The organism is Bacillus nitroreducens, assembly GCF_964021195.1.
In genome coordinates this window covers 2,747,890-2,762,725 of sequence record NZ_CAXHYI020000003.1, presented here as the reverse complement: position 1 = coordinate 2,762,725, position 14,836 = coordinate 2,747,890, and the positions used below count along the sequence as shown (strand labels likewise).

Annotated in this window: 17 protein-coding genes; 7 read left to right on the top strand and 10 right to left on the bottom strand. The window is 36.1% G+C overall.

The features are described 5' to 3' along the window. Window positions 1–100 precede the first annotated feature (100 nt). From ACWPVE_RS17330 to ACWPVE_RS17320, 3 genes are read left to right on the top strand one after another with little or no spacing between them, the layout of a single operon-like run. A complete protein-coding gene (locus ACWPVE_RS17330; protein WP_453995519.1) occupies window positions 101–334 on the top strand; it encodes a hypothetical protein in 234 nt (77 codons plus the stop codon). A 3-nt stretch (window positions 335–337) separates the two neighbouring features. After that, window positions 338–583 (top strand): sporulation protein, encoded by a 246-nt coding sequence (locus ACWPVE_RS17325; RefSeq protein ID WP_453995517.1) that lies wholly within the window; start codon window positions 338–340, stop codon window positions 581–583. Between the two features lie 14 nt (window positions 584–597). Then, a complete protein-coding gene (locus ACWPVE_RS17320) occupies window positions 598–741 on the top strand; it encodes a hypothetical protein (RefSeq protein ID WP_453995515.1) in 144 nt (47 codons plus the stop codon). 47 nt (window positions 742–788) lie between these two features. Here ACWPVE_RS17320 and ACWPVE_RS17315 read toward each other — a convergent pair whose 3' ends face one another. The 3 genes from ACWPVE_RS17315 to ACWPVE_RS17305 all read right to left on the bottom strand — a co-directional run bounded on the left by ACWPVE_RS17315 (window position 789) and on the right by ACWPVE_RS17305 (window position 1,956). Further along, window positions 789–1,184 (bottom strand): YppG family protein, encoded by a 396-nt coding sequence (locus ACWPVE_RS17315; RefSeq protein ID WP_453995513.1) that lies wholly within the window; start codon window positions 1,182–1,184, stop codon window positions 789–791. Window positions 1,185–1,299: 115 nt separating this feature from the next. Continuing rightward, on the bottom strand, window positions 1,300–1,665 hold the full coding sequence (locus ACWPVE_RS17310; RefSeq protein ID WP_453995511.1) for a YppE family protein: 366 nt from the start codon (window positions 1,663–1,665) through the stop codon (window positions 1,300–1,302). A 33-nt stretch (window positions 1,666–1,698) separates the two neighbouring features. After that, window positions 1,699–1,956: a hypothetical protein gene (locus ACWPVE_RS17305; protein WP_453995509.1), complete on the bottom strand. Its 258-nt coding sequence runs from the start codon at window positions 1,954–1,956 to the stop codon at window positions 1,699–1,701. A 204-nt stretch (window positions 1,957–2,160) separates the two neighbouring features. Here ACWPVE_RS17305 and ACWPVE_RS17300 point away from each other — a divergent pair, with 204 nt between their 5' ends. Further along, complete coding sequence (locus ACWPVE_RS17300; protein WP_453995507.1) at window positions 2,161–2,265, top strand: hypothetical protein; 105 nt, start codon at window positions 2,161–2,163, stop codon at window positions 2,263–2,265. Window positions 2,266–2,402: 137 nt separating this feature from the next. Continuing rightward, the gene (locus ACWPVE_RS17295) at window positions 2,403–3,755 is read left to right on the top strand and encodes an IS1182 family transposase (protein ID WP_453990812.1); all 1,353 of its coding nucleotides are present in this window, start codon (window positions 2,403–2,405) and stop codon (window positions 3,753–3,755) included. Between the two features lie 128 nt (window positions 3,756–3,883). Here the strand turns inward: ACWPVE_RS17295 and ACWPVE_RS17290 are convergent, their stop codons facing one another. Continuing rightward, on the bottom strand, window positions 3,884–4,909 hold the full coding sequence (locus tag ACWPVE_RS17290) for a DUF2515 domain-containing protein (RefSeq protein ID WP_453995505.1): 1,026 nt from the start codon (window positions 4,907–4,909) through the stop codon (window positions 3,884–3,886). A 188-nt stretch (window positions 4,910–5,097) separates the two neighbouring features. On the opposite strand from ACWPVE_RS17290, the gene recU reads away from it, so the two are divergent. Further along, on the top strand, window positions 5,098–5,697 hold the full coding sequence (gene recU / locus ACWPVE_RS17285; protein WP_453995503.1) for a Holliday junction resolvase RecU: 600 nt from the start codon (window positions 5,098–5,100) through the stop codon (window positions 5,695–5,697). A gap of 77 nt (window positions 5,698–5,774) precedes the next feature. Then, window positions 5,775–8,354: a PBP1A family penicillin-binding protein gene (locus tag ACWPVE_RS17280; RefSeq protein WP_453995501.1), complete on the top strand. Its 2,580-nt coding sequence runs from the start codon at window positions 5,775–5,777 to the stop codon at window positions 8,352–8,354. 108 nt (window positions 8,355–8,462) lie between these two features. Here ACWPVE_RS17280 and ACWPVE_RS17275 read toward each other — a convergent pair. From ACWPVE_RS17275 to ACWPVE_RS17250, 6 genes are all read right to left on the bottom strand, one after another. Further along, a protein-coding gene (locus tag ACWPVE_RS17275; protein ID WP_453995499.1) for an IS3 family transposase occupies window positions 8,463–10,021 on the bottom strand; the annotation gives its coding sequence in 2 pieces (ribosomal slippage) (window positions 8,463–9,388 and window positions 9,388–10,021; 1,560 coding nt in all). A gap of 85 nt (window positions 10,022–10,106) precedes the next feature. After that, window positions 10,107–10,466, bottom strand: coding sequence for a YpoC family protein (locus ACWPVE_RS17270; protein WP_453995497.1), 360 nt, complete (start codon window positions 10,464–10,466; stop codon window positions 10,107–10,109). Next, window positions 10,459–11,118 (bottom strand): endonuclease III, encoded by a 660-nt coding sequence (gene nth / locus ACWPVE_RS17265; RefSeq protein ID WP_453995495.1) that lies wholly within the window; start codon window positions 11,116–11,118, stop codon window positions 10,459–10,461. The genes ACWPVE_RS17270 and nth overlap by 8 nt, the downstream gene beginning before the upstream one ends. Window positions 11,119–11,147: 29 nt before the next feature. Then, window positions 11,148–11,858, bottom strand: coding sequence for a DnaD domain-containing protein (locus tag ACWPVE_RS17260; protein WP_453995493.1), 711 nt, complete (start codon window positions 11,856–11,858; stop codon window positions 11,148–11,150). Window positions 11,859–12,202: 344 nt separating this feature from the next. Then, the gene (gene asnS, locus ACWPVE_RS17255; protein ID WP_453995491.1) at window positions 12,203–13,495 is read right to left on the bottom strand and encodes an asparagine--tRNA ligase; all 1,293 of its coding nucleotides are present in this window, start codon (window positions 13,493–13,495) and stop codon (window positions 12,203–12,205) included. A gap of 144 nt (window positions 13,496–13,639) precedes the next feature. Then, window positions 13,640–14,821, bottom strand: coding sequence for a pyridoxal phosphate-dependent aminotransferase (locus ACWPVE_RS17250; protein ID WP_453995489.1), 1,182 nt, complete (start codon window positions 14,819–14,821; stop codon window positions 13,640–13,642). Window positions 14,822–14,836: the final 15 nt, after the last annotated feature.

Below are 14,836 nucleotides of genomic sequence, written 5' to 3'. Positions count from 1 at the left end.
GTAAACCCAAAAAACAAAAAATGAGGGCTGTCCTCAAAAGTCATTTTTCAGTGACTTTTTGGACAGCCCCTTTTTTACATACTTTACGTAGAAGATTAGCATGATATGGCTAGGAGGTGTAATCGTGGATAAGAAGGTAGGAAATCAAAAGTTACCTGATTTTAAACAGCTAAATGATCGAATCATTGCAGATGCAAGTGATGATCCAGTCCTTGTCATAAAAACCAATCTTGACCCAAGGGATGTAACCGAGGAAAACCCATATTATAAAGGTAATCAATCAAATAAAGAGGAGTTCACCTCTTATTTTGAAGACGAACAAGATGGTGATTAGATTATGGATAAAACATTAGGATATTTAATAGAATCTATTTCCAACTATAGTGATGATAAAATAAGTCGTATCATCCTAAATAAAGTGATGAATAATCAGTACATCTCTGAAGAAGCGTTTGTCCGTGATTTGGATGAGGAAGAAATCGAATTTTTAAATAAGGTATTACCAGATGAAATCAATTATGCAATGGACGGAAGAGACTTTAAACGAGTACAACAACTCAATGAAGTGTATGAATTGCTATAGAAAAGGTGAATGAAATGACAAATGGATTTAGTACAAAACAGTACTCAGATACAAATGTCGAGGAAGTAAAACGTTTAAATGCAAATTCTGGTCTATCTTATAACGAAGCACTACAACAATTGGCCAAACAATATCATGAACAAAAGAAAAAGAAATGACTTCTAAAAAAGAAAGCTGTCAAACTTTTAATGACAGCTTTCTTTGATTACACTTTAAATGTTTTCGTTAGTCCTTTGACAATTGAGTTGACTTGGTTAACTGCACCTACCATTTGACCAGCCGTATCCATCATTTTATTGACATCATAGGTTCCATCTTTTTTCTTAAATTGATTTAGGATACCTCCTACCGCTTTAGGTTTTATTTGCCCCATACCTGTTGGATATGGCGTTGGATATGGAGTTTGCTGTCCAAAAGGCGGAAAACCGTACCCATGATAATTGTTCGGGATATTTGTCATGTGAAAATTTGGATTACTTTGATTCCAATAGGAATGATATCCTCCACCGTAATGTTGATGATAGATTGGCTGACCGAAATTAGGCCATGGAGAACCATATGGTGGTCTAAAAGTATTGTTTCTTCGAAATGGATGATACATGAAGCACAACCCTCCCCCTGTGATGTTCTTTTTCTATAGATTATGAAAAAACTGGGTTGGGTGTTCACAAAAAAAAGATACCATTCTCTTCTCGTTAGGTACCTTTTTGCGAAGTTTATTTTGGTGTGATGACCTTTTCAAGGATGTTTTCAAGAACATATTGAATCGATTCGTACATATTTTTGAATCGCTTTACTTTTGTATCCTGGTAAAAGCTCTGAATCGAGATATGTTGTATATTTTCATGGGTAGCATCAATTTGATTTGAATGAAGATTCTTTGGAAACTCTTTTTTAATCCATTCAATCGCTAAGTCTCTCCAACGATCAGCAATTGTCATCGTATCATCTACAAACGGCTTTACTTCCTTATAGAAATCAGCCTCGTAAGACTCTCTTTTTTTTACTTCCTCTAATCGTTGTAATGATTGATTACAGAGGTCTTTTAATATATTTGTTTTTGCGAGTAATTCCGTGTACATTCTCTTTCTCACCTCTATACCTATCATACCGCTTTAATAACTTAATGTTAAGTGATAAGAATGTTCCCTTTTGATATGTGATACTTGTTCAGGTGCTTGGCTATGATACGAATTTCGTAAGGAGGCAAGATCATTCTCAAGGCTTTTTAAATTGCCAATATTTCGATTCCCTTCTTCAAGTATCCGATTGTTCACTTCAGTCTGTATTTGGGTATCGATTTCGTTTAACTTAAGAAGCAACTGATCGAGGTCCTCAAGAACAACTCCCTTTTTAATAAATCCATTCTTCATCCTATCCATCCTCCTAAACAGTCTTTTTTAAGTACATTCGATGCTAAAAGTAAACTTCCTGCAGGCTTGACAAAACTAGTTTCCATTCGCCAAAGAAAGTGAAATTCCACCATTATCAACCCTCTATTTCGACATCAGTTTTCATTCTATTTCAGAATGTTTTAGTTGAAAAAGGCTCACACTAATACGAGGAGGTGATGATCCATGGCAAAGCAAAACAAAAAGCAAAATAAGCAAGAACGTAACGAAGAAAAAGCACCTGGTTATGGAGACAAAAAACTTGAAGGACCTGATCGCCCATCCACATAATATACATACAAAGGCTGAATATTCAGCCTTTCAGGCTGTCGAGAAAGTCTCGACAGCCTTTATTCTTTTGATACACTTTAATAATTCACCGCGTTAATATGTTATAATATATTTAATAAATTAGGGTTGGTGATATTGTGTTAAATACTAGGGAAAATACACAAAATGAAATTGAATTTGTATCAATTGACGAGCTTGTTCCAGATAACCATCTGTTACGAAAAATAGATAAATACATAGATTTTTCTTTTATAATTGAGAGAGTAAAACCTTACTACTCTGAAGATAATGGTCGACCTTCGATCGACCCTCTTGTTCTTTTTAAAATGATGTTTATTGGATATTTTTATGGTATCCGTTCCGAAAGACAGCTTGAACAAGAGATAAAACTTAATGTCGCATATCGTTGGTTTTTAGGTCTCAGATTTAAAGATCCTGTACCACATCATTCCACAATAAGCTGGAATCGTCATAAGCGTTTTAAAGATACAGACATCTTCCAAGAAATCTTTGATGAAATTGTTCTTCTTGCAATGAATCACAAAATGGTTGGCGGAAGAGTCTTATTTACGGACTCCACTCATCTCAAAGCTAATGCGAATAAACATAAATTTACAAGGGAAGAAGTTGAAGTAGAAACTCGTGAATATTTAAATGAGTTAAATAAGGCAATTGAAGAAGATCGTGCTGAACATGGAAAAAAGCCTTTAAAGGAAAAGGAGGAGGTGAAAGAAACAAAAGAGATTAGAGTAAGTACCACAGATCCAGAAAGTGGGTTTATGTCGCGAGACAATAAGCAAGAGATGTTCTGTTATTTAGACCATCGGACAACAGATTTGAAGTTTAACATTATAACTGATGCATTCGTAACTCCAGGTAATGTCCATGATTCAATACCATATCTTAGCCGTTTAGATCGTCAAATCTTACGATTTAACTTTAATGTGGAAGCTGTTGCTCTTGACTCTGGATACTTAACTAATCCGATTTGCAAAGGATTATCAGATCGTAAGATCTTTGGAGTTATTGCCCATAGAAGGTATCAACCAACAAAAGGACTCTTTCCAAAATGGAAGTTTAAATATAATAAAGAAAATGACATTTATGTTTGTCCAAATAGCGAGGAACTAACATATCGTTCAACTACAAGAGAAGGTTACCGAGAGTACAAGTCAGATCCCAAGAAATGTTCAACCTGCCCTCTTCTTGAACAATGCACTAGATCCCGGAATAAGCAAAAAGTTGTTACTCGTCATGTTTGGGAAGATCATAAAGATAAGGTGAGGCTAAATCGCCTCTCTCTGGAAGGGAAAATTCTTTATAAGTTTAGAAAAGAAACCGTAGAGCGAAGCTTCGCAGACTCAAAAGAGCTGCATGGGCTTCGCTACTGTAGGTTACGGGGAATTAAAAATGCTAGTGAGCAGGTATTACTTACAGCAGCCTGCCAGAACATGAAAAAGATTGCCAACCACCTAGCCAAACAAGGCTAGATGGTTGGGAGTGATATTTTCAAGATTTTTGATAAAGAATAATGTCAACTTACAACTACAAAAACCACCGAAAACAAAAAGTGTAGAGAAAAAATACCCCTTTCTCTACACTCTGAAAGGCTGAATATTCAGCCTTTGTTTTTTATCAAAACCTCCATTAATACTCCCGCTTGGATTTGCTTTTGCTTTTTCAAAAACCATTTTGTCAGATCAACTTTTTCATCTAACACAATTTCCGCAAACCATTTTTCATTTCTTTTTCCCTTATACCAATCAATCTCTTCTCCTTTTTTATGCTGAATAATAGGATAAGTCGTTCGTAAGAATGGTGTATTTCGAAATCTTCGATCGGTTAAATATCGTTCATAATCAAATCTGGAACCCGTATGCTCCACTCTATTTGAAAACCTTTTAAATTTCTCATAATAATCTGAGTGAAACAATAGTGATGCAAGCTTTTTACCTAGTTCTATGCGCTTGTCAAGTTTTGTAAATTGTTGGACTGAAAAACCAAACAGCCTCCCCTCAAGTGTTGGAAAAAGAACTGAGCTAAAATGCAACAAATCTTGAAGAGAATAAAAGAAACGGTTGAAAACCTTCTTTTTATAAAAAGGATGCTCAATAACTGGTTTTTGGATAATATTTTGTTCATTGACAATTTGCGCGGTAACAAGGCGTTCGCCATTTCCATATCTCCAGAAATACTCCCATTCTGTCTCGATAAATCGAGAGACCGAAAACATTTTTAAAATGTAGAACAATGGTTTTCCCATTCTTTTCGAATATTCATATACCAAGAGTTGAGGATATGCATCAGCAAAAATAAGCCAATTTGCCCGTTCATAGGTGTGAAATAAAACCTTTCTCTCTTGTTTCGTGAGAATTTTCGGCAACCATTCTCCTTCTAAGTCTGTCATATTCCATCCAGCATTCCGTGATACCATACTTGCTAGAAACGACCATCTAATCTCATTGTGGCGTTTATAATAGTTTGCGTAATACTTTGTCCTTGAGATATTATCTATATTTCCCTTTTTGGTTATTGCTAGAATCTCAGTCACGATATCTTTTTCATCGATTGTTAGTGTAATATCCTGATCTCTGCGTTCATTTACAATGGCATCTATTTTTAAAATTTCATTTCTATGATTCATTTGACTTACACCTCTTATCCAATAGTGTATCCATCCTTCTGTACTAAACGCCCCCCAAAACTATATTTTAAGTCGAATAGTATGGTATAGTGAATTGACTCTTTTGTTCTTGACCCTAGTTGAAACAATTTCGTTAAACTATTTAGGAGAAATTTTGATATAATAAGTTTCTTAAGGGGGATGGAAAAATGGAGTTGCGTTATCCAAATGGGAAAGTATATAAGCCCCAAGAGGTAAAAAACAATCCACATCTTAAACAGAGGATTTACGGGAATCGTGGAATGACTTTAGAGGAAGATATTAATGAAACGAATCTTTATTACCTAGAACAGGAAATTGCGGTGATACATAAAAAACCTACACCTGTACAAATCGTAAATGTTGATTATCCCAAAAGAAGTGCAGCTGTTATTAAAGAAGCCTATTTTAAACAAGCTTCAACGACTGACTATAACGGTATTTACAAAGGCCGTTATATCGATTTTGAGGCTAAGGAAACAAAAAACAAAACATCCTTCCCGCTTCAAAATTTTCACGAACACCAGATCAGGCATATGTCTGATTGTGTCAAACAGGATGGAATCTGTTTTGTGATCTTACGTTTTTCATCAACGGATGAAATATACTTTCTCGATGCAAAGCACTTGCTTACATTTTGGACACGAAAAAACGCAGGAGGTAGAAAATCCATTTCAAAACAAGAAGTTGAAACATATGGTCATCCATTAGCAATTGGTTTTCGACCAAGAATTGATTATATTAAGGTTATTGACAAGCTATACTTTTAACAAGGAATAATAATGAAACTTTTCCTTATTAAATTACGTCATATCCTTGGAAAGCATTTGAAAGGCAGGAAACATATATGTCTGAAAAATATCAATCACGTGAAGAACGTCGACTTGCAAATCAAAAAAACAAAAAAAAGCGTAAGAAGTCTAAACCAAAAGGCTCTATTTTTAAACGAGTCTTATTCATCATCTTATTAATTGGCATTATTGGGATGGTTGCAGGTGCAACGACATTTTTCGTTCTAGCTAGCGGTGCTCCTAAATTAGATGAATCATTATTGAAAGACCCTCTTTCGTCAAAAGTTTATGATATGGATGGGAATAAAATCTATGAGTTCGGGGCTGAGAAACGAACATACGTTCCCCTCAATAAAATTCCTGAGGATTTACAAAATGCTGTATTAGCTGTTGAGGATGCTCGTTTCTATGAGCACCATGGATTAGATGTAATTCGTCTTGGCGGCGCAGTTGTTGCAAATATCACCGACGGATTTGGTTCTGAAGGGGCTAGTACAATCTCACAGCAGGTAATTAAGAATTCATTTTTCGAAGAAGGTCAGAAAAAAATCAAAAGAAAAGTTCAAGAACTTTGGCTTGCATTTCAACTAGAGCGTAAATACTCTAAGGACGAAATACTTGAAATGTATTTAAATAAAATTTACTACGGTGTTGGAAACACATATGGTGTAGCAAAGGCAGCCGAACTTTATTTTGATAAGTCTCTTGATGAACTTGAACTTCATGAAGCTGCTTTTATTGCAGGTAGTGGACAGAACCCAGGTATTTATAATCCTTTTGTCTATCCCGAAAGAGCAGAAAAACGTCGAAATATCGTGTTAAACTTAATGGTTCGACATGAATTTATTTCAAAGGAAGAAGCAGAAGCGGCGAAGAAAATTCCGATTGAATCATCAATTGTGGAATCAAAAGAACAGTCTCAACCAATTGATTCTTTTATGGATCAAGTTAAAAAGGAATTAGAAGAATTAGGTGACATTGATGTGTACAATTCTGGATTAAGAATTTATACTACTTTTGATCCTGATGCCCAAGCACATGTAGATTCATTATTGGCAAACGAGAATCCAGATATTCAATTTCCAGATGAACAATTTCAGGCTGGTATTGCAGTTGTTGATACAAAAACTGGTGAAATTAGAGCATTAGGCGGCGGTCGAAACCAAGCACAAAACAACCGTGTTAATTTTGCACTTGATACTTCCAATCAGCCAGGCTCAACGATTAAACCTATTCTCGATTATGGACCAGCTGTAGAGTATTTAAAATGGTCAACATACCATCAAATTAAGGATGAACCATACACCTATTCAGATGGTAAGCCAATTAATAACTTTGACAGAAAACATATGGGACAAATCTCAGCAAGAGTTGCCTTGGCTCACTCACGTAACATTCCAGCTCTTAAAGCATTCCAAGAGGTTGGACCCGCAAAAGCAAAAGAATTTGCTGAGGGAATTGGTATTACATTCGATGAACCACTTAATGAAGCATATTCGATTGGTGGGATGAATGAAGGTATATCCCCTCTCCAAATGGCTGGAGCTTATGCAGCATTTGGAAACCAAGGAAACTATATTAAACCGCATGCGGTGAAAAAAATTGTCTTCCCAGATGACCGAGAAGTCGTTCTTGCACCTGAGCCTGAAACTGCTATGTCAGAAGCAACTGCTTTCATGATCACAGATATGCTAAAGTCTGTCATGGATTTTGGTTCAGGAAGAAAATATGATGTGTCTGGCTTACAAATAGCTGGTAAGACAGGAACAACAAACTATACAGCGAAGTTCAAACAAGAGCATAATATCTCATCTGGTGTTCCAGATGTTTGGTTTAGTGGTTATACACCTAGCTATTCAGTCGCTATTTGGACAGGATATAAAAGTAATAAAAATCCAATTAAACCATCTGAGCAAAGTTTAGCACTTAAATTATTCCGAAATATTATAACCAATTTATCTGAAGGAAAAGAGTCAGAGGACTTTGTCATGCCGAAGACGGTTGTGAAAGTCGGAGTAGAAAAAGGCTCTAACCCTGCAAAACTTCCAAGTGAATATACACCTAAAGAAGATATTGTGTACGAATATTTCATTAAAGGAACAGAGCCAACAGAAGTTTCTAGCAAATATGATAAGCTCACAGCTCCAACAAATCTTGATGTTATGTATGACCAAGTGACGAATCAACTTAATTTATCATGGGCATATGCCGAAGGTGAACTTGAGAACAACAGTTTTGAAATTAGTGTTTCAATTGATGAAGGACCAGCTAAGGTACTTACAACAACGAAGGAATTAACCTATACGGTTTCTGATGCAATTCCTGGAGCGATTTACAAATTTACTGTAACGGCGGTAAATGATAAAGACCCTGAAAAACGAAGTGATCCTGCTTCAAATACGATCGAGGTTCCAGAACCAGAAAACGATGAAATTGAAATCCCACTACCACCAGGTAACAATAATGGAAACGGCGGTGGCGATGGAAATGGAAATGAAAATGGAAACGGGAACGGAAATAACGATCGTGAAAATGAGGGCGGTGGCCAAGAGGATGGTAATGACGAAGGAGAAGAAGGAGAAGGCGCAGGTTCGATCTTCCCTCCTCTCCCTCCTGGTAATGGTGACCGCGAATAAGAATAAGTGTGTATTTAACATGTAGCTTGTAAGTACACAGACAAAAAATAACGCACAGTCATTGAACTGCCCCCTGTCAAGTAGACAGTGGAAATAATAAAATGCATCTTAAGCGGCTTTAGCTCTGTATTCAACAGGGCTAAGGCCGTTTAGTCTTTCTTGATATCTTTCATAATTATAGAAGTAGATGTACTCATCAATTGCTTTCGAAAGATCTTCAAATGTCTCATACCTATGTAAATAATACTTCTCGCATTTGAGGGTTCCCCAAAACGACTCCATTGGTCCATTATCAATACATTTTCCTACACGAGACATACTATGTGTCATTCCTGTTTGATCCAGCCTTCTTTTAAACCCATGAGAAGTGTACTGGAATCCACGGTCACTATGAATCAGTGGATGTTCCCCATTTAATTGACCAAGTGCTTCATCAAGGGTTTTAAATACAAGTTTATTATTATTGGAATGTCCTAAAACATAGCTAATAATCGAACCATCATACAAATCCAAAATGGCACTTAAATAAGCCTTACGTGACGAACCATATTTGAACTCGGTAACGTCCGTTACCCATTTCTCATTTGGCTTTTCAGCTGTAAATTCACGATTCAATACATTATCTGTAATGTGTTGTGGGGTGGATCGCTGATATTGCGGTCTCTTCCTCCGTATCACAGATTGAATTCCTGTAATATTCATAAGTCTAAAGATACGTTTATGATTATATTTATGATTAAATAATCTATTGATATTTAAGGTCATTCGACGATATCCATAGATGCCCTCCACTTTTTTATGAAGATTCTTCATTTCCTTTACGATTTTTATGTTCTCCAGTTCTCGGGTAGAAGGCTGACGTTTCAACCATTTATAATAGCCAGCACGTGAAACTCCTGCGATATCGCACAGTAAAACGATACTTAGATTTTCATTCTCATAAAGTTCCTTGATTGCCACATACTTATCTTCATATCTTACTTGGTTTATTTTTGCCTCCTTTCGATCTCCTCTAACTTTTTTAAGAAAGCATTTTCTGCACGTAAACGCTCATTCTCTTTTTCGATTCGACGCATCTCTAACTTCATTTTTTCTTCTGAAGTTAACTCTTCTTCACTCTTGGTTCGTCCTGGTCGGTCCTTTAAGGCATCCCATCCACCAGCTTCATATTTACGTACCCATTGATATATCTGTTGATAAGATACTTTATGATCCTCGGCAGTTTGATGGTAATTCTTTTCATTCGCCAAAGCATCTTGTACAATCTCAATTCGTTCCTTCCAAGTTGTCTTTCTTCCTTTAGTCATAGAGCCTGATCTCCTTTTTCCCGTATCATTTAATTCTCTATGACCATTATACTTCTTTAGCCACTGACGAAGAGTGGAATCACTCGGAATTTCATATTTTCTTGTAACTTCTCGAAGAGAGTAGTCCCCACTTAAATAATCCTTAACGGCTTTCAATTTAAGTTCCTTCGAATATTTCCTCCAGGACGATGACTCTTTTAACCCTTCGATCCCATACTTTTCATATTTGTATATCCAATCATAAATGGATGTATGTTGCACATTATAAATGGATTCTAATTCGGCCAATGAATGAGTACCATTTTCTAAGGCTTTGATTACCTTAAACTTTTCTTCTAAAGAACGTGCTCTTTTGGACATAAAAATACTCCCCCTAAAATAAGCAGATTTTTATTTTTTAACCTGTCTACTTTAAGGGGAGCATATCACATATTTGAACTGTGCGTTATTTTTTATTCTTCATTATTTTCGTTTTTGCGTAAAGTTTTAATAACTCAAGATATAGCACATTTAATTGAACAAAAGAATGATATTGATGAGGCTTATTTAAAACAAACTGTAGTCGTTCCTCAAGATTAATGGGCTTATAGTCAAGCCTCGCAAGAAATTCTTGTTTTTCTCTATCAGCTGGAACCTGTTTACCATTCATTAAAAACAAGAAGTTATAGAAATCATCAATGGCATCTTTCATTAAATTTATTATTTCTGCTTTTTCTCGATTTTGAAAAAGGTGTGTAAGGTTGTCTTTTCGTGCATCCCAATTTTCTATTACGTTTGAAATGCGTTTTTCTTGAATGTTATCCAACCTTTTCCTTCCCCTTCATTCGTTTTTTCCCTTCTCTACAAACCTCTAATAGCGGACATATCTCACACTGTGGATTTTGAGCCTTACAATGATACCTTCCAAAGAATATCATGCGATGATGGGTAACAGACCATTCTTCTTTTGGGACCTTTTTCATTAACGTTTTTTCAACTTCAAGTACGGAGTCTTTCCAACGACAAATTCCTAATCTTTTGCTAACCCTTTCCACATGTGTATCCACTGCTATCGCAGGAATCCCAAAAGCAACTGAGACGACTACATTTGCTGTTTTTCTCCCTACTCCAGGTAATTTCGTTAATTCATCACGGTCTTCAGGGAGGATACCGCCGTAGTCTTCGATTAACATTTGGCATAATTTACGAATATTTTTCGCTTTATTTCGATAAAGACCAATGGACCGAATATCATTTTGTAGCTCTTCAAGGGAAACTGCTAAATAATCTTCAGGTGTCTTATATTTTTCAAATAAAGACGCTGTAACTTTATTTACTAGTACATCAGTACATTGTGCAGATAAAGCAACCGCAATGACAAGTTCAAATGGGTTTTTATGATTTAATTCACAATGAGCATCTGGGAACATCTCCCCCATTGTATCGAGACAAAATCGAATTTGCTGTTTGTTTAACATTTTTTATCACCTAATTTTTTTCTTTTACCTTAACTCTCTAACCAATTATAAAATGGAATGGTTCGTTTGTAATTCCCTTGCTGAGTTTGCTCTGATTGCTTGTTTTTTTGTTGGTATTGACGAAACTTTTGGGAATGATTCTGGGCTTGAGCAATTGTGCGGATGCCATTCTTTTTCCATTCGAATAGAATTCGATCAATATAACGGAAATTAAGTTTTCCAGACATGACAGATTCGCGCAGTGCGGCTTTAATAATAGAAGGATCATGATGATCTTGGTCGAGCCACATCGCTAAAGATTCACACTCAAATGGTGAAAGAGGTCGTCCAAATTCTTGTTCAAAGATTGTATATAAATCTTTTTCCTGTTGTTCTTCGACTTCTTTTTGTTCATTCATATTTTGTTGAATCACATGTTTGAGCATTTTATCCCATAATGGTCGTAAGGAATACTTTTCATAGATAAGGCGGTTTTCATCGCTACCTTCTTTTATTTCTAAATACCCACGTTGTATTAGTTGACGTAGAATTTCCATACATTTTTCTTCGGTAATTGTCATGCGATTTGATATTTCAATTGGTGTAGGAAAGAAGTTTCCACTATCCATAAAAGTTAGGATATGAAAAAGTACCATCATTTCCTCTTCGTTTAACTGTAGATGTCGATACGAGGACATTAACATTTTCGGAATTGAAATACTACCTTGCTCGAATAAATCAATTAAGTTATCCATTTTCATGTATTAACACCTCTCCATCCTCTAGTATATCATGAGATGACGATTAGCAATAAGAAAGAAATATTTGGTTTGATCTCAAAGAAATTGAGGAGTAATATTTCTAACTATTGTCACGTACTGTGGCAAGTGTCAACGACATTCATCTTCGAAAATGCACGTATACGTTTCACGCTGGTCGAATTCCATTTCATGCAGTTTTATAAAACGTTCTGTGTAGATATCTGTCTTTGATCTTACTGATTTGCTTAGGTAGAATGCCATTTAATCTGATGAGGACTGAATGGCTTATTTATTAACAATAAAAAGAGAACCTCCCCTAAACATGGAAGGTTCCTTACATTTTTTTATGGATATAGGCGGTTTAAAAGACGTGGGAATGGGATTGTTTCGCGAACGTGTTCAACGCCGCTAATCCATGCTACTGTTCTTTCTAGTCCTAATCCAAATCCTGAATGTGGAACAGAACCGTATTTACATAAATCTAAATACCACTCATATGCACCACTCGTTAAACCATGTGCTTCAAGTTGTTGCTTTAACAAGTCATAATCATGAATTCTCTCTGAACCACCTATGATTTCACCGTAGCCTTCTGGAGCAATTAAGTCAGCACATAAAACAACATCATCACGGTCAGGTGCTGGTTGCATGTAAAACGGTTTGATATCTTTTGGATAGTTTGTAATAAAGACAGGCTTATCAAAACTTTCTGCAATTGCAGTTTCATGTGGAGCACCGAAGTCATCACCCCACTGAATATCATCGAAACCTTTTTCATGTAAAAACTTAACCGCATCATCATAAGTAATACGAGGGAATGGCGCCTTTACATTCTCTAATTTAGATATGTCTCGACCTAATGTTTTTAATTCTAATTGACAGTTTTTCAATACAGATTGTACAAGATGAGAAACATATTCCTCTTGAACTTTTAAGCTGTCTTCATGTTCATAAAATGCCATTTCTGGCTCAATCATCCAAAATTCAATTAAATGACGTCTAGTCTTAGACTTTTCTGCACGGAATGTTGGCCCAAAGGAAAATACTTTCCCTAATGCCATTGCGGCAGCTTCCATATATAACTGTCCACTTTGAGAGAGAAATGCATCTTCATCAAAGTATTTAGTGTGAAATAGTTCAGTTGTTCCTTCCGGAGCGCTTCCTGTTAAGATCGGCGGGTCAACCTTTGTAAATCCATGATTATTGAAAAATTCATAGGTTGCTCTGATAATTTCATTACGGATTTTCATAACCGCATGCTGTCTTTTTGAACGAAGCCATAAATGGCGGTGATCCATTAAAAATTCCGTTCCATGTTCTTTTGGTGTAATCGGATAGTCGACAGCCTCATGAATAATGTCTATATTTGTAACTGTAAGTTCATAACCAAAGGGTGATCTTTCATCTTCTCTTACGACACCTGTTACATATAAGGATGTTTCTTGTGTAATTGATTTCGCTTTTTTGAAGACCTCTTCATCCACTTCCGCTTTCACAACGACTCCTTGAATGAAGCCTGTCCCATCACGAAGTTGTAAAAAGGCAATTTTACCACTTGAGCGTTTATTCGCTAACCAAGCACCGATTTTTACCTCTTCACCAACATATTTATTAACCTCTGAAATAGTTGTTTTCACAATTTTCCCTCCAAAACCGTAAAACCTTATGTATGTATAAATCCTACTTCATTATACATTTCTTGTTATCATGAAGCAAGAAAAGCATAAGGACGATCCCATTTGGTTCTAATACCAATGGAATCGCCCTTTTAAAACTATTTATTACATCTTTTCCTGTACAAATTTATGAATTCGTTCAATCGCTTCTTCTAATTGTTCTAATGATGTTGCATAAGATAAGCGAATATTTTCTGGAGCACCAAACCCAGAACCAGGTACAATTGCAACAAGTGCTTCCTCTAATAACGCCTTAGCAAAATCATCCACATTTTCAAAACCAGTTAGCTCTGCGCATTTTTTTGCATTAGGGAATAAATAGAATGCACCTTGTGGCTTAATGCATGAAATCCCAGGTACCTTTATCAACTTGTCATAAATGACATCCAAACGCTTTTCAAATGCCTGTCTCATCGTTTCGACAGGCTCCTGTGACCCTTCATATGCCGCAAGAGCCGCATATTGTGCAATTGAAGTTGGATTTGAAATACTATGGCTAGAAAGATCAGTCATGCTTTTAATAACTTCAAATGGCCCCGCTGCATAGCCAATTCTCCAACCTGTCATAGAGTGAGATTTAGAAAGTCCATTGATAATGATTGTTTTTGCTTTTACATCTTCGCTTACTTGTGCAATTGAAACATGTGAAGCTCCAAAATAAACAAGCTTTTCATAAATTTCATCTGACACAATCCAAATATCGTGTTTCACACATAACTCACCAATTGCTTGCAATTCTTCCTTAGAATAAAGCATACCAGTTGGGTTGCTAGGTGAATTGATAATTAATGCCACAGTTCGATCTGTAATTGCTGCTTCTAACTGTTCAACAGTCACCTTAAATTGGTTCTCTTCTTTTCCTTCTACATATACTGGTACTCCTTCAGCAAGTTTTACTTGCTCTGGATAACTTACCCAGTATGGAGTTGGAATAAGAACTTCATCACCTTTATTCAGAAGCACTTGGAACAATGCATATAATACAAATTTTGCTCCAGTTCCAACTATTACTTCATTTGGTTTATATTCTAATTGTTGATCAGCTAAAAGTTTATCACAAATTGCTTGTTTTAAAGCAGGTAGACCAGCAGAAGGAGTATACTTAGTATGCCCTTCTTTCATGGCATTTACAGCAGCTTCGATGATATGGTCAGGTGTATTAAAGTCTGGTTCACCTGCACCGAGTCCAATTACATCATGGCCTGCAGCTTTCAATTCTTTAGCTTTTGCTGTAATGGCCAGTGTTGAAGAAGGTGTTAATGCTGCTACTCTGTTTGCTAATTTCATGATTTTCCCCTCACA